Raw genomic sequence first — 19,398 nt, forward strand, 5'->3', positions numbered from 1 at the left:
AATTTGCCTGGCGGCAACAGCGCGGTGGTCCCACCTGACCCCATGCCGAACTCAGAAGTGAAACGCCGTAGCGCCGATGGTAGTGTGGGGCCTCCCCATGCGAGAGTAGGGAACTGCCAGGCATCAAACCAGTAAAGAAGCCCCGGACGAGAGTCCGGGGCTTTTTTACGTCCGTACTCCGGCAAATTTCCCGCTAAAAAACCCCTCCATAACGACTTATTTAATCCTGAAAAAATTCTAACGCGCTCTTATTCCGACCTTATTGCTGCTACTCACCGCGCGGCGCTCACGGCTATTGCCGCTCAATGCTGAAACATTTTCATAAACCGCATGAAGACTCGACATCCAGCGGCAGCCAGGCTAATCTCGGGCATCTGGATGTCTAAACGTTTATATGGTTATCAGCAAGAGGTCAGCAGGTTATGCCAATCAGGATCCCCGACGAATTACCGGCAGTGAATTTTTTGCGTAATGAGAATGTCTTTGTCATGACCTCATCGCGCGCCAGTGTTCAGGAGATTCGTCCGCTTAAAGTATTGATCCTTAACCTGATGCCTAAGAAAATTGAAACCGAAAACCAGTTTCTGCGCCTGCTCTCTAACTCGCCACTGCAGATCGATGTTCAGCTGTTACGCATCGACAGCCGCGAGTCGCGCAACACGCCAAGCGAGCATCTGAACAACTTCTACTGCAACTTCGACGATATCGCTAACGATAACTTTGACGGCCTGATTGTCACCGGCGCGCCGCTGGGGCTGGTTGATTTCAATGATGTTGCCTACTGGCCACAGATTCAGCGCGTGCTGCACTGGGCGAAAGAGCACGTCACTTCTACCCTGTTCGTTTGCTGGGCGGTGCAGGCGGCGCTTAACATCCTGTATGGCATTCCTAAACAGACGCGACAGAACAAGCTGTCTGGCGTCTATGAGCATCAGATCCTTCATCCGCACGCGCTACTGACGCGCGGTTTTGATGACAACTTCCTGGCACCGCATTCACGCTATGCTGATTTTCCCAGCCAGCTGATTCGTGACTATACCGATCTCGAGCTGTTTGCCGAATCAGAAAGCACCGGTGCCTATCTGATGGCGAGTAAAGACAAGCGCCTGGCCTTTGTTACCGGCCATCCGGAATATGACGCTCTCACGCTGTCGGGTGAGTACCATCGGGACTACGAGGCCGGCCTGCACCCTGAGGTGCCGTTCAACTACTTCCCGCAGGACAACCCGGAATTGCCGCCGCGCGCCACCTGGCGTAGCCACGGCAACCTGCTGTTCTCCAACTGGCTCAACTACTACGTCTACCAGATTACGCCATTCGATCTGCGCCACATGAATCCAACGCTCGAGTAAAACGCCTGCTAACAACGCGTTTAAACCTGCCGTGACAGCCGCGTGTTGTCGCGGCTTTTTTTTGCCTTTTTTCTATGATGGAACGTATTGCCTTTATTTCGTGAGATTAAATTACAGTTAAATCAGATAAATAAAATCAAATAAACACTAAAATGGAAATAGTTTTTGAAATTAAAATAAAAATGATTATGCTCTGATCTTGCCGGTTAAAAAACACCCTACAGCCCGATCCTGTTGTTAGAAAAAGGATCAAACCAGGAGGCAGCCCGCATGACAGACACGGTTATCAGCCCGACACTGACCTTTAGCCAGCCCTTTACCCACGCGGAAAAGCAGCTGCTCACGCCCGAAGCCATTGATTTCCTGCACTCGCTGGTAGTGCGCTTTGCACCCGAGCGCGAGCGTCTGCTGAAAGCGCGTCAGCAGCGCCAGCAGCGCTACGATCAGGGGGCGTTGCCAGACTTTGATTCGGAAACCGCTTCCATTCGGCAAAGTGACTGGCAGGTGAGACCCATTCCTCAGCTGCTGCGCGATCGCCGCGTCGAAATCACCGGTCCGCCAGATCGCAAAATGGTGATCAACGCGCTGAACGCTAACGTCAAAGTGTTCATGGCCGATTTTGAGGATTCGCTGGCACCGACCTGGCAAAAACTGCTTGATGGCCAGCTGGCGCTGCGCGATGCGGTTAACGGCACGCTGAGCTTCACCAGCGAAAACGGCAAGATCTACCAGTTACGATCCGATCCGGCGCTGCTGATGTGCCGGGTTCGCGGCTTACATCTGGATGAGAAGCATGTTGAGTGGCGCGATCGGGCCATTCCCGGCGGGTTATTCGACTTTGCGCTCTATCTGTTTCACAACGTCACCGCGCTGCTGGATAAGGGCCACGGTCCGTGGTTCTATCTGCCGAAAACTGAACATGCGGTGGAAGTGGCATGGTGGCGGGAAATCTTCCGCTTCAGTGAAGATCGTTTCGATCTGCCGCGCGGCACCATCAAAGCCACGGTACTGATCGAGACGCTGCCCGCGGTATTCCAGATGGATGAGATCCTGTGGGAACTGCGCGATCACGTAGTTGGCCTCAACTGTGGTCGCTGGGATTACATCTTCAGCTACATCAAAACGCTGGGCCAGCATGGTGACCGCATTCTGCCGGATCGTCAGCAGATCAGTATGGACCAGCCGTTCCTTGAGGCTTATTCGCGCCTGCTGATCAAAACCTGCCACCGGCGCGGTGCGCTGGCGATGGGCGGCATGTCGGCGCTCATCCCGGCCAAAGACGCTGAACGCAACGCCTGGGTGATGCAGAAAGTGCAGGAGGACAAAGCACGTGAAGCGGGCAACGGCCATGACGGTACCTGGGTCGCCCATCCTGGCCTGGCGGATATCGCCATGGCGGAGTTTGACCGTCAGCTGGGCGATCGCCCCAATCAGCTGAACGTCAGTCGTGAACAGGATACGCCGATCACCGCCGAGCGCCTGTTGCGCCCGTGCCGTGGTCAGCGCACCGAAGCCGGAATGCGTGCCAACATCCGTGTTGCGCTGCAGTATCTGGAAGCGTGGATCAGCGGCAATGGCTGCGTGCCTATTGATGGGCTGATGGAGGACGCCGCTACCGCGGAGATTGCCCGCACCTCCATCTGGCAGTGGATTCACCACAAGCAAATCCTCAGCGATGGTCAGCTGGTGACCGCCGCGCTGTTCGAACAGTTTCTTGATGAAGAGCTGGCGGCCCTGCGCCACAGCCTGGGTGACTCGCGCTTTGACGCCGGTCGCTATGAAGATGCGGCTGCGCTGATGGCGCAAATCACCACCGACGAACAACTGGTTCCTTTCCTCACCCTGCCGGGCTACCGCCTGCTGCCCTGACTCTGGAGATACTGCTATGTCAAATCGTACCCAACAGATCGCTCAACTGGAAAACAGCTGGCTGGCATCACGCTGGCAGGGCATTACCCGTCCTTACAGTGCCGAAGAGGTCATTAACCTGCGCGGCTCCGTCAATCCCGCCTGCACGCTGGCGGATCGCGGCGCGAGAAAGCTGTGGGCACTGCTCAACGGTGACGCGCGCAAAGGCTATATCAACAGCCTCGGTGCCCTGACCGGCGGGCAGGCGGTGCAGCAGGCGAAAGCCGGCATTGAGGCGATTTATCTCTCCGGCTGGCAGGTGGCGGCCGATGCAAACCTGGCCGGGCAGATGTATCCGGACCAGTCGCTGTACCCGGTCAATTCGGTGCCGAACGTGGTGGAACGTATTAACCAAAGTTTTCAGCGCGCCGATCAAATCCAGTGGGCGAGCGGGCTGTCGCCGGACGATGACGGCTTTATCGATTACTACCTGCCGATTGTCGCCGATGCGGAAGCCGGATTTGGTGGGGTGCTCAATGCTTTTGAGCTGATGAAAGCGATGATACAGGCCGGTGCCGGCGCGGTGCACTTTGAAGATCAGCTGGCGGCGGTGAAGAAGTGCGGGCACATGGGCGGCAAAGTTCTGGTGCCGACGCAGGAAGCGATTCAGAAACTGGTGGCGGCGCGGCTGGCGGCCGATGTGATGGATGTGCCCACGGTGCTGATTGCACGCACCGATGCCGACGCTGCCGATCTGATTACCTCCGATTGCGACGAGCGCGATGCGCCGTTTATTACCGGGGAACGGACCGCTGAAGGCTTCTTCCGCACCCATGCCGGTATCGAACAGGCGATTGCCCGCGGCCTGGCGTATGCGCCGTATGCCGATGTGCTGTGGTGCGAAACTTCCACGCCGGATCTGGCGCTGGCGCAGCGCTTCGCCGAGGCGATTCACGCGCAGTATCCCGGCAAGCTGCTGGCTTACAACTGCTCGCCTTCGTTTAACTGGAAGAAGAATCTCGACGATCGCACCATTGCCCGCTTCCAGCAGGCACTGAGCGAGATGGGCTACCGCTTTCAGTTCATCACTCTGGCCGGCATTCACAGCATGTGGTTCAACATGTTCGACCTCGCGCACGCTTATGCGCAGGGCGAAGGCATGCGCCACTACGTGGAAAAGGTGCAGCAGCCGGAATTTGCCGCACGCGAACGCGGCTACACCTTCTCTGCGCATCAGCAGGAAGTGGGCACCGGTTATTTTGACCGCATCACCACGGTGATTCAGGGCGGCAGCTCGTCGGTTACCGCGCTGACCGGCTCCACCGAAGCCGCACAGTTCTGATCAGCGTACTCCCGGTGCGCAGCATGGCGCACCGTTTCACTGGCTCACGCTTGCCGGAGATTGCCGATGTCACCGAGAGAATCCCTTATCGCCCACACGATTCTGCAGGGTTTTGATGCGCAGTACGGTCGCTTTCTCGATATTACCGCAGGCGCGCAGCAGCGCTTTGAACAGGCGGACTGGCAGGCGGTGCAGCAGGCGATGAAAGCGCGTATCCATTTGTATGATCATCACGTCGGGCTGGTCGCCAATCAGTTGCGCATCCTCAACGAGATGGCCGACTGGGATGACGCCTTCTGGCTGCGGGTGAAAAGCCACTATGCCACGCTGCTGCCGGGCTATCCGCGTCATGAAATTGCCGAAAGCTTTTTTAATTCTGTCTATTGTCGCTTGCTGGGGCACAGCCACTTACTGCCTGAGCGGCTGTTTATCCTGCCGTCACAGCCGTACGCGCCCGCGCCGCCGGCGCAGCGACCGCTGTCGCGCCTGTACCGGCCGCAGCACAGCTGGCATGAGACGCTGCGTCAGGTATTGAATGACATTCCGTTGCGGCTGACGTGGCAGGATCAGACGCGCGACATCGGCTGGATTGTGCGTCACCTGCACGAGCAGTTCAGCGCGGCACAGCTGGCCCATGCCACGCTGGATGTCGCCAGCGAGCTGTTTTATCGCAACAAAACCGCCTGGATTGTGGCGCGGCTACAGCTGAGCGCGGGCGAAATCGTGCCGTGCCTGCTGCCGATCCAGCGCGATGACGCCGGCCGGTTGTGGATTGATACCTGTCTCACCGACAGCAATGACGCCAGCATCGTGTTTGGCTTTGCCCGCGCCTATTTCATGGTGTATGCGCCGGTGCCGGCCGCGCTGGTGGCCTGGCTGCAGCCGATTTTGCCGGGCAAAACCCTCGCCGAGCGCTATATGGCGATTGGCTGCCAGAAACACGGTAAAACCGAATGCTATCGCGAATATTTAGATTACCTGGCGCACAGTCAGGAAGCGTTCACCATCGCGCCCGGCGTGCGCGGTATGGTGATGCTGGTATTTACGCTGCCCGGTTTTGATCGGGTATTTAAGGTGATTAAAGATCGCTTCGCGCCGCAAAAAGAGGTGACGGATGCGCAGGTGCGCGCCTGTTACCGGCTGGTCAAAGAGCATGACCGCGTCGGGCGCATGGCTGACACCCAGGAGTTTGAGCATTTCGCCATCCCGCGCGCGCGCATTCCGGCGGCGCTGATGGCGGAATTTGAGCGCGAGATTCCGGAAAAAATCGAGCTGCGCGATGACGTAGTGATCATCCGCCACTTATGGCTGGAGCGTCGTATGCAGCCGCTTAACCTGTGGCTGATGCAGGCGACGCCGGAACAGCGCCAGCACGCCATTGAGGAGTACGGCGATGCGATTTGTCAGCTGGCGGCGGCCAATATCTTCCCCGGCGATATGCTGTTTAAAAACTTCGGCATGACGCGCCATGGCCGCGTGGTGTTTTACGACTATGATGAAATCCGCCCGATGACCGAGCTGGTGTTCCGCGATGTCCCGGCGGCGCGTTACGAAGAGGATGAGCTGCAGGCCGAGCCGTGGTACAGCGTCGGGCCGGATGATGTGTTTCCGGAAACCTTCCGCTACGCGCTGTGCAGCGAACCGGCGACCGGAAAACTGCTGCAGGCGCTGCATCCGCAGTTGTTCGATCCCGGCTGGTGGCGCGCACTGCAGGCGCGGATCCGTGCCGGGCATATCGAAGAGGTGATGGCGTGGCGCGCCGGACAGCGTTTCAGCGCGCGCTACGCGTCAGTGGCCGCCTAGCGGCCGGCATAGCTCAGTGTTACCTGCTTCGCCGCGCGGATCACCAGCGCCCCGAGTTCAGTAATGCGGTCGTCGGTCATGCGCGCCAGCGGGCCGGAGATGGAGATGGCGGCAAACGGTTCGCCGTGTTCATCATAAATCGGTGCCGCCACACAGCGCAGGCCGAGCGCGTGCTCTTCGTCGTCGTGCGAAAAACCCATCTTACGGATCAGCGCCAGATTCTCCTTCAGGCTATGCGGCGACATCAGGGTTTTCGGCGTGTAGTGATGTAATCCCTTCTGATGCAGCAGAGCGGTGACCTGATCATCGCTAAGGTGAGCGAGAAACGCTTTGCCGGCACCGGACGCATGCATCGGCAACTTGCCGCCAATCGGCGCTGACATGCGCATCAGCTGGGTGCACTGTACCTGGTCAATAATCACCGCCTGATAATCACTGAGATCCAGCACCGCCAGATTCACGGTTTCGCCGGCTTCTTCCATCAGCCGGCGCAGAATCGGGTGCACGATCGCCAGCAGATTGCGGCTCTGCAGAAAACTGCTGCCGACCACAAAGGCATGAGCGCCAATGGTCCATAAACCGAGATCGCCCACCTGATGCACAAATCCCTGCTGCTGCATGGTAGTCAGCAGGCGATGAGTGGTGGAGTTGGGCAGCCCGGCCTGTTGCGCCAGCTCGGTCAGCGCCACGCTACCGTGTGATTCGGCAATCAGCTCCAGCAAACGCAGCCCGCGCGTCAGAGATTGTACCTGGCCGCCGGCAGGGGCACTGGCCGCCGGAGCCGTACGGGGTTTTTTGCCGCGTTTCGCGGGCGCAGGGGTTGCCATAACATCTCCACAGTCATTGCAGGTATGGAAACCATTTTCGTTTTTAATGGTATGAATGCAAACGCTGGCTGACTGGTCGGATCTGCTGGTCATTTTGCCGCCGGTGGCCGCAAACGGGTGACTTTTGCTCATTTGAAAGTTGTGCCAGTATGACTGGCTGGCATTTAGCCAGCGTAATGACGTGGATGGGGCAAGAGTGAGCAATAAAACCGCAACGCTACAGCAGCAGCTGGCACAACGCATCATGATTCTGGACGGTGGCATGGGCACCATGATCCAGAGTTACAAACTGGATGAGCAGGATTTCCGCGGCAGCCGCTTCGCTGACTGGCCGTGCGATGTGAAGGGCAATAATGACCTGCTGGTGCTGAGTAAGCCGGACGTCATTCGCGAAATCCACGATGCTTACCTGGCGGCTGGCGCGGATATTCTCGAAACCAACACCTTCAACGCCACCCCGATTGCCATGGCCGATTATGAAATGGCCGCGCTGTCGGCGGAGATCAACTTCGAAGCGGCGAAACTGGCGCGCGCCTGCGCCGACGCGTGGACGGCAAAAACGCCCGATCGCCCGCGCTACGTTGCTGGCGTGCTCGGCCCGACCAACCGCACCTGCTCGATCTCGCCTGACGTCAACGATCCCGCGTTTCGTAACATCACCTTCAATCAGCTGGTGGACGCCTACCGCGAATCGACCCATGCGCTGATTAGCGGCGGTGCTGACATCATCATGATCGAAACGGTGTTCGATACCCTGAATGCTAAAGCGGCGATCTATGCGGTACAGAGCGAGATGGAAGCGATGGGCGTGACGCTGCCGCTGATGATCTCCGGCACCATTACCGATGCGTCAGGCCGTACGCTCTCCGGCCAGACCACGGAAGGATTCTACAACTCACTGCGCCACGCGGAGCCGCTGTCGTTCGGCCTCAACTGCGCGCTTGGTCCGGACGAACTGCGCCAGTATGTGCAGGAGCTGTCGCGTATTGCGGAAGGCTATGTCAGCGCTCACCCCAACGCCGGTCTGCCGAATGCCTTCGGCGAATATGACCTTGATGCGGCGACGATGGCGGCGCAGATTGGCGAGTGGGCGCGCGCCGGCTTCCTCAACATTATCGGTGGCTGCTGTGGCACCACGCCGCAGCACATTGCGGCGATGGCGGCAGCGGTCGAGGGCGTGCCACCGCGGCCGCTGCCGGAAATAGCCGTCGCCTGCCGTTTGTCTGGCCTCGAACCGCTCAATATTCAGGCCGATTCACTGTTCGTCAACGTGGGTGAGCGCACTAACGTGACCGGCTCGGCCAAATTTAAGCGCCTGATTAAAGAAGAGAAGTACAACGAAGCGCTGGACGTGGCGCGCCAGCAGGTGGAAAACGGCGCGCAGATTATCGATATCAATATGGATGAAGGCATGCTGGACGCGGAAGCGGCCATGGTGCGCTTTCTCAACCTGATTGCCGGTGAGCCGGATATCGCGCGTGTGCCGATCATGATCGACTCCTCGAAATGGGAGGTGATTGAAAAAGGCCTGCAGTGCATTCAGGGCAAAGGCATCGTCAACTCCATCTCGATGAAAGAGGGCGTCGAGCCGTTTATTGCGCACGCGCGCAAAGTGCGGCGCTACGGCGCGGCGGTGGTAGTGATGGCGTTCGACGAAGTGGGCCAGGCGGACACCCGCGCGCGCAAAATTGAGATCTGCCGCCGCGCCTACCACATCCTTACCGAAGAGGTTGGTTTCCCGCCGGAAGACATCATTTTCGACCCCAATATCTTTGCCGTCGCTACCGGCATCGAAGAGCACAACAACTACGCGATGGATTTCATCGGTGCCTGTGAAGACATCAAACGCGAACTGCCGCATGCGATGATCTCCGGCGGCGTCTCCAACGTGTCGTTCTCGTTCCGCGGTAACGAACCGGTGCGTGAGGCGATTCACGCGGTGTTCCTCTACTACGCCATCCGCAACGGCATGGACATGGGCATCGTCAACGCCGGTCAGCTGGCGATTTATGACGATCTGCCGGCGGAGCTGCGCGATGCGGTTGAGGACGTGATCCTCAACCGGCGCGACGATGGCACCGAGCGACTGCTGACGCTGGCGGAGAAGTATCGCGGCAACAAAAGCGAGGGTGAGCAGGACAAGCAGCAGGCCGAATGGCGCAGCTGGGACGTGGTGAAGCGGCTGGAATATTCGCTGGTGAAAGGCATCACCGAGTTTATCGAGCAGGACACCGAAGAGGCGCGCCAGGCCGCGGCACGGCCGATTGAAGTCATTGAAGGGCCGCTGATGTCTGGCATGAATGTGGTCGGCGATCTGTTTGGCGAGGGCAAAATGTTTCTGCCGCAGGTGGTGAAATCGGCGCGCGTGATGAAGCAGGCGGTGGCCTACCTCGAACCCTTTATCCAGGCGAGCAAAGAGGCCGGCCGCAGCAACGGTAAAATCGTGCTGGCGACGGTAAAAGGCGACGTGCACGACATCGGCAAAAACATTGTTGGCGTGGTGCTGCAGTGTAACAACTACGAAATCATCGACCTGGGCGTGATGGTGCCGGGCGACAAAATCCTGAAAACCGCGCGTGAGGAAAACGCCGACATCATCGGACTTTCCGGCCTGATTACCCCGTCGCTCGACGAGATGGTGAACGTGGCAAAAGAGATGGAGCGCCAGGGCTTTACGCTGCCGCTGCTGATTGGCGGGGCCACCACCTCGAAAGCGCACACGGCGGTGAAGATTGAGCAGAATTACAGCGGCCCGACGGTCTATGTGCAGAACGCCTCGCGCACCGTCGGCGTGGTCTCTTCGCTGCTGTCACCCACGCTGAAAGAGGCGTTTGTGGCGCGCACGCGTAAGGAGTACGAAACCGTGCGGATCCAGCACGCGCGTAAAAAGCCGCGTACGCCGCCGGTCACGCTGCAGGCCGCGCGCGATAATCATTACGTCATTGACTGGCAACGTTACACGCCACCGGTGGCGCATCGCACCGGCGTCAGCGCAGTGGAGGCCAGTATCGATACGCTGCGCAACTACATTGACTGGACGCCGTTTTTTATGACCTGGTCGCTGGCCGGCAAATATCCGCGTATCCTGGAAGATGAGGTGGTGGGCGAAGAAGCCACGCGGCTGTTTGCCGATGCCAATGCGATGCTGGATAACCTCAGCGCGCAGGGCACGCTCAGGCCGCGCGGTGTGGTCGGTATTTTCCCGGCTAACCGGGTTGGCGACGACATTGAAATCTACCGTGACGAGACCCGGCGCGAGGTGCTGTGCGTCAGCCATCATCTGCGCCAGCAGACGGAAAAAACCGACTTCGCCAATTACTGTCTGGCGGACTTCGTGGCACCGAAATCCAGCGGTAAAGCGGACTATCTCGGCGCGTTTGCCGTCACCGGCGGGCTGGAGGAGGATGCGCTGGCGGCGGCGTTCGACCAGCAGCACGATGATTACAACAAAATCATGGTGAAAGCGGTGGCGGATCGCCTGGCGGAGGCGTTTGCCGAATATCTGCATGAGCGCGTGCGTAAGGTGATCTGGGGCTATGCCGCCCATGAAAATCTCAGCAACGATGAGCTGATTCGCGAAAATTACCAGGGCATTCGTCCGGCGCCGGGCTATCCGGCCTGCCCGGAACACACCGAGAAGGCACAAATCTGGCAGCTGCTGGATGTGGAGCATCACACCGGCATGAAGCTGACCGAATCTTTTGCCATGTGGCCCGGTGCTGCGGTGTCTGGCTGGTATTTTAGTCATCCGGAGAGTAAATATTTCGCCGTGGCGCAGATTCAGCGCGACCAGGTGGAAGATTACGCGGCGCGTAAAGGCATGAGCGTCAGCGACGTGGAGCGCTGGCTGGCACCGAATTTAGGCTACGACGCGGATTGATGAATTGCCGGCGCAGAGCGCGCGCAATCAAATGCTGGCAGGCGGTCGCCATCAATGGCGACCCTACATGGTTCACGTAGGGTGCGCATTAATGCGCACCGTTAAATGGCGCGGGTTTAACCCCGCGCTACGATTTAATTAAAACGCGCATCGCGATCGGCGGTCAGATCGTACAGCTGGTACTTACGGCCCAGCATCTGACCACCGTCACGCGTCAGCGGCACCCAGTTCACCTGCGCACGGCCACGGGTTGGCGTGACGGTAAACAGATCCATCGGAATCGAAATATAGAAACCTTTGGTGAAATCCCCTTCGCCATACGCTTCGGCTGACACGTTGGTTTTGGTGGCGTAGAAGCCGACCATCACGCCGCTGTCAAAGCGCTTCGACACATCCAGCGTGACCCCTTTGTCCTTCGCCAGATATTCTCCGACGCTGGCTTTCACCAGCACATCCTGCATGAACCACGGACGCCAGTAAGCGGTAAGGTGCCCGGTCGGTGCCTTGTAATCGGTGAACTGCATCATGTTGTCCCAGTCACGCTGCTTCACGTAGTTCGCATCGAGACCGAAAGCCCAGTTGCTGTCCACCGGGCGATACAACAGCTCGCCGCCCACGCCGCCATACATGGTTTCCAGGTAGCCACCATACACCTGGCCGTAGAAGCCATTGCCGAGATAGCGCATGTAGTTGGCCTGCAGATCATTCACGTAAACGTTGTTCTCCACGTAGTCGCGAATGTGGGTGCGCACGCGCGGCAGCGTCGAGTCGGCTGGCGCGCCGTTGTAGTTGAACTTGTCATAGTTGTTGGCGATGTTGCCAAACAGGCTGCCGCCAATCAGCCAGTGATCGGTCAGCCAGTAATCGACATTGCCCATTACGCCGAGCTGGTACATGTAGAAGCTTTCCGGACCGCCGACCGACTGGTTCAGCACCGGCGACAGGCTGTAGTTAAGGCGATCCTTACGGATGAAATAGCCCTGTTCGGTGGTGCCCGGATCGATCGGTTCTTCACGCGTCTGCTGCAGCGGCTGCTCGTGACCGAGCGGATAGCCGCGCAGTTCGTTATTCAGGCTGGCCACATCGGTGCGCGTGGTGACCTGCGGCATGTTAAAGCGCGACTCGGTGACTTCAATCGTATCAATGCCAGCCGGCAGATTGTTCATGATGATGCGGTTAGCGCGGTCAACGCCTTCGCGCGTGTCGCGATATTTGGTCTGCTCACCGGAAACGTACAGCGTGCGGCCTTTAGTCTGGATGCGCGGACCATCCAGTCCGGCATTGTATTTCAGATCGGTAAGCTGATTAGCGACCACCGTCGGCTGCAGCAGATCGCCCTGCGGCTGTGGCTGATAAGCCGGTTTTGCGCTATCAAGGTGCGACTGGTGTAACGAATTAAAGTTGGTGCGCACGGTCACGCCAAACATAAAGGTATTGCCGCGCTCGTAGCTGGCGTTGATATCCGCCCAGTCGGTAAGGCGATAGATTGCGCCAACGTTGACCTTACTGCGCTGCTCCAGCCGGCCGGCAAAATCGTCCTGATAATCGTTGCCTTCATACTCCAGCTTCAGACGCAGCGGCTGCCACGGCGTCTGGTATTCGATGCCACCAAACAGTGCTGCCGGGCCGTGGAACATCTGCGAGCCGTTAATGGAACCCGCCGAACCGCCGCCGGTGCGGCTGCAGAAGCTATCGCTGTAGGAGCAGAACGGGTTTTTGATGGTGCCGCTGTTGCCGAGATAGCCCCAGCCCAGCCCGAGGCTAAAATCAAACGGCCCCCAGGCTTTACTCGCCACCAGATATTCACTGTCGAACAGGCCGGTACCGCCCAAATCGCGCGAGCCGACCGCCACTTCCGGCAGCCAGAAGCTCTCCTGCCACAGGCGCAGTTTCAGGTCGAAGGCTTTGTCTTTATAGCTCTGGTTACCGCTGAAGCCTTCCACCGCACTGTAGCGGCGGGTGCGTACGTCGGTATAGCGCACCGTGGTTTCCAGCCATGGGAACAGCTGCAATGACGCAGAATAGTAGCGATATTGATCGTTATCGCGGAAGTTCAGGCTAAATTCGCCCTCTTTTGCCATGCGCGCGGTCGGCGTTTGCATCAGGCCCACGCCGCCAAAATCAGATTGTGAAGGACCGACCGGTTCCGGCCAGGTTTCCGCCTGCACCTGGCATGCGGCGGCGACAGAAGCAGCCAACAGGCTGAGGAGTAATTGTTTTTTCATCAGTCTGGCATCCGGTGAGTCAGAACGGAAAGCATGCGCGCATTCAAATCAGGCTGGCCCCAGGGCAGGCTCCATGTGGAAAAGCCCAGCCAGATGATGCTGCCAGGCTCGACTTCAACATGCCGCTGATTCCAGTAAGCGATCGGCACCTGCTGCGTCTCACCTGACGGCGCAATCACCGTGGCCACGCTGCGTTCGGCACCCGATAAACGCGCATGCGGCGCGAGATAGTCACGCACCGTGCGTCCTGGCTGCCAGCTCTCACTGCCGGGATGGCTGAGTGCGCCCATCACCCGTACCTGCGTCGGCGCTGCCACGATGTACAGGTCGTAGCTGCCCTGCAGTTTACGGTTGGCTTCCGGACGCAGCCGCACCCAGTCGGGATCGAGCGAAGTAAACTGGCGCCCGGTAACCTGCAGGGCGCTGAGCTGCTGGATTACGCTGCCGATGGTTGCGGCCAGTGAAGTACCGCTGTCGGCCTGCCAGGCGCGCAGATCCGCCAGCAGCTGAGCGTGCTGCTGCTGCGCCACGGCGGTCGCACCGCGTTCGGCAATCACCGTGCCCGGCCACCAGCTGTGCAGCGCCGGGTTCGTTACCAGTTCGCTAAGCGTGCTGGCATGATCGATCTGGAAACTGCGCTGATCGTGCGCAGGGTGTACCGTCACCTGGCTATCCGCCAGCGCGTGGCTGGCCGCCGTGAGGGCGAATGCCGCCAGCAAAGAATTGATTTTTTTCATGATTTCGCCGGCTTCAGAAGGGTGGTTGCAATCGGGAACTGGTCAGCCGCCAGCATCTGCTGCGCCTGCAGCACCGTACCGTCGCGGTTATCGATCCAGAAGGTGTTCTGCCAGCTGACGCCGGGGCTCTCCATCTCTACCGTTTCGTGCCAGACGCGGCAGGGCACCCGCTCGCCGGCGAGGTTCAGCACTTCATCGTCGCCGCGCTGAAAGGTGGAGTGAGCGGTGGCGGCGCGCACGTTGTCCTGCTCGCGCCACTGCACGACGCGCGTCCACTGCGCGCCATTTTGCAGCCGCAGCGCATCGGCCAGCGGATCCTGCGCCAGGTTACTGACGGCCTGCAGGTTGTCGCGCAGGCCGAGGGTTTTCACCAGGCGGCCGTGCTGCATCACCAGCATGGCTTTATCCTGGGTTACCCATTTCTGCTGGCCGTTTTCCAGGTAGCCCAGCACCACAAAAATGCGCGGACCGTTGTCGACGCGCGCATACAGGCTGGCATAGGGCAGGTTAGCGATTTGTTCATCGCTGACGGTGACATCGTCCGGACCGCTGATGGCGAGCATCACGGTCTGTTCGAGGCCTTTTTGCGTTTGTGTGCAAGCCTGCAGCAACAGGCAAAGAAGCAGCAAAGAGAGTCGGCGCACTGTGTATCCCTGTCTCAATAGAGGCAAAAAACAAAAAATAACCACACGACTGTGTGGTTATGTTTAAAGGTGCTACATCAACGAGTGGTGCTCGTTGTGGTAGTGGTTGTTGTACCGGTATTTGCACCGTCGCCACCGCCAGCAGCGGCAACGCCGAGACCCACTAACGCACCGAGTGCGCCGATACCCACAGCGGTGGTCGCACCGGTCGAGATTGCTCCCGCCTGCGCGCCTGCTGCAGCACCGGCTTCTTCCGGTGCGGCAATCGCAGCGGAAGAAACGGCAACGTAAAGTAAGGCTGCACCGGCAACCATCAGTTTTTTCATAACAACGTTTCCTGTATCTTGATAAAACGTGAATGAAGGATATTACCCGTCATACCGTACGCTGCCGTCCGATGGCCGCTGGGCCGCATGCAGCTGGCTAACCGTGGTCAGCGCGCAATAATGTTTCCCGGGCCGCCGGGCGACAGCGGGGAAGTATTCAGGGCAGCCTTGAAGGCGCGTTCAGTATAGGGCAACAAATTACCAGAGTTCAGCGCCAGAAAAAGAGGGGGATTAAGCGGGACATTTCTGGTGATAAATAAGGCGAATTGGCGTTAGCTGCTTTTTTTAATTGCGCTTTTTTCGCTGGCTGGAATATTTGCGCAGGACGTTATGGCACGGCAGCATTTTTCACTTTTGCATTAAAAAATGGCACGGAATAGGAATAATCAGATTTTCCTGAAAGGGTTAAAATAGAAAGGTAAATTTAATCAGTTGTTTAGGTGGGTGAGATGGATGAATCAGATCCATTTTTTATCAGATAAGCCCGCCACGCATGATGGCATCTTCCGATTTTCCTTAGGGCATTTTAAGAATTATCTAACCGCAGCGTGGCAGCAAAATCCGCTTATTTGCCGCGGGGCAGTTGATCGGAACAAAAAAAGGCGGCATGTGCTGCCGCCTGATGAGCCTGGGGGTTAAATTAACGCCAGGATTTGTAGCGATTAATTAAGCCATTGGTGGAGCTATCGTGGCTGTTAATCTGCGCATCGTTTTCCAGCTCCGGCAGAATGCGGTTAGCCAGCTGTTTGCCCAGCTCAACGCCCCACTGATCGAAGGTGAAGATGTTGAGAATCGCGCCCTGAGTGAAGATCTTGTGCTCGTACAGCGCAATCAGCGCGCCGAGGCTGAACGGAGTGATTTCACGCAGCAGAATCGAGTTGGTCGGGCGGTTACCTTCAAACACCTTGAACGGCACGATATGCGCGACGGACTCTGCCGATTTACCGGCATCGGTAAACTCTTTCTCTACCACCTCGCGGGCTTTACCAAACGCCAGCGCTTCGGTCTGAGCAAAGAAGTTGGAAAGCAGCTTCTGGTGGTGATCGGCTAGCACGTTGTGGGTCTGCGCCGGCGCAATGAAGTCGCATGGAATCAGTTTGGTGCCCTGATGGATCAGCTGATAAAACGCGTGTTGCCCGTTGGTGCCGGGTTCACCCCAGATAATCGGACCGGTCTGGTAATCCACCGGGTTGCCGTCGCGGTCGACGTACTTACCGTTGGATTCCATGTTGCCCTGCTGGAAGTAAGCGGCAAAACGGTGCATATACTGGTCGTACGGCAGAATCGCTTCGGTTTCGGCACCAAAGAAATTGTTGTACCAGATACCGATCAGCGCCAGCAGCACCGGCAGGTTTTGCTCCGCTGGCGTGTTCGCAAAGTGCTGGTCCATGGCATGCGCGCCGCTCAGCAGCTGTTCGAAGTTTTCGAAGCCGATGGACAGGATGATCGACAGACCAATCGCGGACCACAGTGAGTAGCGGCCGCCGACCCAGTCCCAGAACTCGAACATGTTGGCGGTATCAATACCAAACTCGCCGACCGCTTTCGCGTTGGTTGAGAGCGCGGCAAAGTGCTTCGCCACGTGCTGCTGATCGCCGGCGGTGTTCAGGAACCAGTCGCGCGCGCTGTGGGCGTTGGTCATGGTTTCCTGCGTGGTAAAGGTTTTCGACGCCACGAGGAACAGCGTGGTTTCCGGGCTAAGCGGTTTCAGCGTTTCGGCAATGTGCGTGCCATCAACGTTGGAAACAAAGTGCATGTTGAGGTGGTTTTTATACGGACGCAGCGCTTCGGTCACCATGAACGGGCCGAGGTCTGAACCGCCGATACCGATGTTCACCACGTCAGTAATCGGCTTGCCGGTGTAACCTTTCCACTCGCCGCTGATGATGCGCTCTGAGAAGGCTTTCATCTTCGCCAGCACCGCGTTCACTTCCGGCATTACATCTTTGCCATCCACGAGAATCGGCGTGTTGCTGCGGTTGCGCAGGGCTACGTGCAGCACGGCGCGATCTTCGGTGCGGTTAATTTTCTCACCGGAGAACATGGATTTGATGGCGCCCGCCAGATCGGTCTCTTTCGCCAGCGCCTGGAGTTTGTCGAGGGTTTCCTGGGTGATGCGGTTTTTTGAGAAATCCACCAGCATCTGATCATCAAAGGTGGCAGAGAATTTCGCAAAACGATCGGCATCCTGCGCAAACAGGTCGGCAATCTCTACCGATTTCATCTGATCAAAATGCTGCTGCAGCGCTTTCCAGGCTGCGGTTTGTGTCGGATTGATATTTTTCATGGCAACACTCTTGTTGATATAAGAACCGTCATTCCATCCGGGCGCATCCTGTCTGGCCCGGCATGCTGAGCATTTGTTACGGCTTGCACGCGTTTCAGTATGACCACAGTTGCAACTGAAAGGAAAAAATTTGTGACGCCAGCCGCAGCGTTTCAGGTAAATCCGGCGGCGATTGTCGGCCGGTTCGCCGCGCATTACTCTGCGCGGCATCAGCAAAACACCGGTTTTTTCGCACCGCTGACTACTTTAGGCGGCTGGCGGCTTCCGGGTTTGTTTAGCAATGCGCTGCATAAGTGTAAAAATGAATTTTCCCGGCGCCGCAAGGCTGGACAGCGGAACAATTAATCAGTATTTTGTGCGCGCGACTTGCACCTCCGGGTGCAAGCCAGAAGAGGCGCGTCGCCCAGGCAGTGTGTTTGAGGATCCGTATCCAGCGAGAACACATCAGGGGGTGCGACGCCGAGGTGGTGCAACACGCGGAGTGTTGTGCTGTCGGCTGCAGGGGCTGAATCCTCTGGGTTGTCACCAGAAGCGTCCGCAGTCGGACGTTTCGCAAGGTGAAGTGCTTTTGGTGACTCATCTCCTGATCTTGTCTGTCCAATTCTGCTCTTCTCTTGTGCCAAGGCTGTTACCCGATCTTCTCTTCCGCGAATGGGAGGAGATAACCTGACACGAGGTTTTGTTACATGTCTCAATCGTTGATCGTGGCAAAATTTGGCGGCACCAGCGTTGCCGATTTCGATGCCATGAACCGCAGCGCGGACGTCGTGCTGTCTGATGCCAATACCCGTCTGGTGGTGCTCTCTGCCTCGGCGGGCGTGACTAACCTGCTGGTTTCGCTGGCTGAAGGCCAGGAACTCGAGCAGCGCGCTTATCTGCTGGATCAAATCCGCACCATTCAATATTCCATCATCGATCGCCTGCAGTCGCCGGACGTCATCCGTCAGGAGATTGATCGCATGCTGGAGAACATCATCATGCTGGCGGAAGCGGCGGCATTAGCCCGTTCGACCGCGCTGACCGATGAGCTGGTGAGCCACGGCGAACTGATGTCGAGCCTGCTGTTCGTGGAGATTCTGCGCGAGCGCCAGGTGAATGCCGAGTGGTTTGACGTACGCAAAGTGATGCGCACCAGCGACCGTTTCGGCCGCGCCGAGCCGGACGTAGCCGAGCTGAAAACGCTGGCAGCGGCTCAGCTGCAGCCGCGCACCGCAGAAGCGCTGGTGATCACGCAGGGCTTCATCGGCAGCGAAGGCAAAGGTCGCACCACCACGCTCGGCCGTGGCGGCAGCGATTACACCGCTGCGCTGCTCGGCGAAGCGCTGCAGGCGACGCGTGTGGATATCTGGACCGACGTGGCGGGCATCTACACCACTGACCCGCGTGTGGTGCCGCAGGCGAAACGCATCGAAGAGATCACCTTTGAAGAAGCGGCGGAGATGGCAATCTTCGGCGCGAAAGTGCTGCATCCGGCGACGCTGCTGCCGGCGGTGCGCAGTGATATTCCGGTGTTTGTCGGCTCCAGCAAAGATCCGGCGGCGGGCGGCACGCGCGTCTGCAACGAAACTAAAAATCCGCCGCTGTTCCGCGCGCTGGCGCTGCGGCGCAAACAGACGCTGCTGACACTTCACAGCCTGAACATGCTGCACGCGCACGGCTTCCTGGCCGAAGTGTTTGCTATCCTGGCACGCCACAGTATTTCGGTTGATCTGGTTACCACCTCGGAAGTGAGCGTGGCGCTGACGCTGGATACCACCGGTTCGACCAGCACCGCCGACAGTCTGCTGACCCAGGCGCTGCTGACCGAGCTCTCTTCCCTGTGCCGGGTGGAAGTGGAAGAGAATCTGGCGCTGGTGGCGATCATCGGCAACAACCTGTCGAAAGCCTGCGGCGTCGGCAAAGAGGTGTTCGGCGCGCTGGAGCCGTTTAACCTGCGCATGATTTGCTACGGCGCAAGCAGCTACAACCTGTGCTTCCTGGTGCCAACGCCGGACGCGGAAGAGGTGGTGCGCGCGCTGCATAAGAATCTGTTCGAATCTTAATTGATGCGTAAGTCACCCGAAGCCGGACAATGTCCGGCTTTTTTTATCTCTGCCGTTCAGCCTGACGCTATTTCGGACAAATGCC

13 protein-coding genes, 1 rRNA gene and 1 riboswitch are annotated in these 19,398 nt (G+C 58.3%); of the genes, 8 read left to right on the plus strand and 6 right to left on the minus strand.

All coding sequences use genetic code 11. The features are described from left to right. The first annotated feature begins 6 nt into the window (after positions 1-6). The 5 genes from rrf (at position 7) to aceK (ending at position 6,345) form a co-directional block, all read left to right on the plus strand. Positions 7-122, plus strand: a 5S ribosomal RNA gene (rrf, locus tag C1Y43_RS07745). A 300-nt stretch (positions 123-422) separates the two neighbouring features. Further along, complete coding sequence (metA, locus tag C1Y43_RS07750; RefSeq protein WP_031279798.1) at positions 423-1,352, plus strand: homoserine O-succinyltransferase; 930 nt, start codon at positions 423-425, stop codon at positions 1,350-1,352. A 270-nt stretch (positions 1,353-1,622) separates the two neighbouring features. Further along, positions 1,623-3,221, plus strand: coding sequence for a malate synthase A (gene aceB / locus C1Y43_RS07755; protein ID WP_104187802.1), 1,599 nt, complete (start codon positions 1,623-1,625; stop codon positions 3,219-3,221). 16 nt (positions 3,222-3,237) lie between these two features. Beyond that, positions 3,238-4,542 carry an isocitrate lyase gene (aceA, locus tag C1Y43_RS07760; protein ID WP_104187803.1) on the plus strand — a complete coding sequence of 435 codons (1,305 nt, stop codon included), beginning with the start codon at positions 3,238-3,240 and terminating at the stop codon, positions 4,540-4,542. A 66-nt stretch (positions 4,543-4,608) separates the two neighbouring features. Continuing rightward, entirely contained in the window at positions 4,609-6,345 is a 1,737-nt protein-coding gene (gene aceK, locus C1Y43_RS07765; protein ID WP_058780913.1) for a bifunctional isocitrate dehydrogenase kinase/phosphatase, read from the plus strand. On the opposite strand, the gene iclR is transcribed toward aceK, so the two are convergent. Further along, complete coding sequence (gene iclR / locus C1Y43_RS07770) at positions 6,342-7,172, minus strand: glyoxylate bypass operon transcriptional repressor IclR (RefSeq protein WP_058757603.1); 831 nt, start codon at positions 7,170-7,172, stop codon at positions 6,342-6,344. The genes aceK and iclR overlap by 4 nt on opposite strands. Positions 7,173-7,368: 196 nt before the next feature. Between iclR and metH the strand changes: the two genes are divergently transcribed. After that, entirely contained in the window at positions 7,369-11,052 is a 3,684-nt protein-coding gene (gene metH, locus C1Y43_RS07775; RefSeq protein ID WP_104187805.1) for a methionine synthase, read from the plus strand. Between the two features lie 134 nt (positions 11,053-11,186). Here the strand turns inward: metH and C1Y43_RS07780 are convergent, their stop codons facing one another. The 5 genes from C1Y43_RS07780 to pgi all read right to left on the minus strand — a co-directional run bounded on the left by C1Y43_RS07780 (position 11,187) and on the right by pgi (position 17,271). Beyond that, a complete protein-coding gene (locus tag C1Y43_RS07780) occupies positions 11,187-13,277 on the minus strand; it encodes a YjbH domain-containing protein (RefSeq protein WP_021508034.1) in 2,091 nt (696 codons plus the stop codon). Then, positions 13,277-14,014 carry a capsule biosynthesis GfcC D2 domain-containing protein gene (locus C1Y43_RS07785; protein ID WP_104187806.1) on the minus strand — a complete coding sequence of 246 codons (738 nt, stop codon included), beginning with the start codon at positions 14,012-14,014 and terminating at the stop codon, positions 13,277-13,279. Before C1Y43_RS07785 ends, C1Y43_RS07780 begins: the two co-directional genes overlap by 1 nt. Further along, the gene (locus tag C1Y43_RS07790; protein WP_058757594.1) at positions 14,011-14,658 is read right to left on the minus strand and encodes a YjbF family lipoprotein; all 648 of its coding nucleotides are present in this window, start codon (positions 14,656-14,658) and stop codon (positions 14,011-14,013) included. Before C1Y43_RS07790 ends, C1Y43_RS07785 begins: the two co-directional genes overlap by 4 nt. A 77-nt stretch (positions 14,659-14,735) precedes the next feature. Next, the gene (gene yjbE / locus C1Y43_RS07795) at positions 14,736-14,984 is read right to left on the minus strand and encodes an exopolysaccharide production protein YjbE (protein WP_021508031.1); all 249 of its coding nucleotides are present in this window, start codon (positions 14,982-14,984) and stop codon (positions 14,736-14,738) included. A 640-nt stretch (positions 14,985-15,624) separates the two neighbouring features. Further along, positions 15,625-17,271 (minus strand): glucose-6-phosphate isomerase, encoded by a 1,647-nt coding sequence (pgi, locus tag C1Y43_RS07800; protein WP_104187808.1) that lies wholly within the window; start codon positions 17,269-17,271, stop codon positions 15,625-15,627. Positions 17,272-17,370: 99 nt separating this feature from the next. Here pgi and C1Y43_RS07805 point away from each other — a divergent pair, with 99 nt between their 5' ends. Together C1Y43_RS07805 and lysC are read left to right on the plus strand one after the other, a co-directional pair. Next, on the plus strand, positions 17,371-17,616 hold the full coding sequence (locus C1Y43_RS07805) for a hypothetical protein (RefSeq protein ID WP_125309290.1): 246 nt from the start codon (positions 17,371-17,373) through the stop codon (positions 17,614-17,616). A gap of 36 nt (positions 17,617-17,652) precedes the next feature. Beyond that, positions 17,653-17,847, plus strand: a riboswitch (Lysine riboswitch). Positions 17,848-17,957: 110 nt separating this feature from the next. Beyond that, positions 17,958-19,313, plus strand: a complete 1,356-nt coding sequence (gene lysC / locus C1Y43_RS07810) for a lysine-sensitive aspartokinase 3 (protein ID WP_104187809.1) — start codon at positions 17,958-17,960, stop codon at positions 19,311-19,313. Positions 19,314-19,398 lie beyond the last annotated feature (85 nt).

Source organism: Pantoea sp. ICBG 828 (assembly GCF_002928355.1).
GTDB lineage: Bacteria > Pseudomonadota > Gammaproteobacteria > Enterobacterales > Enterobacteriaceae > Pantoea > Pantoea dispersa.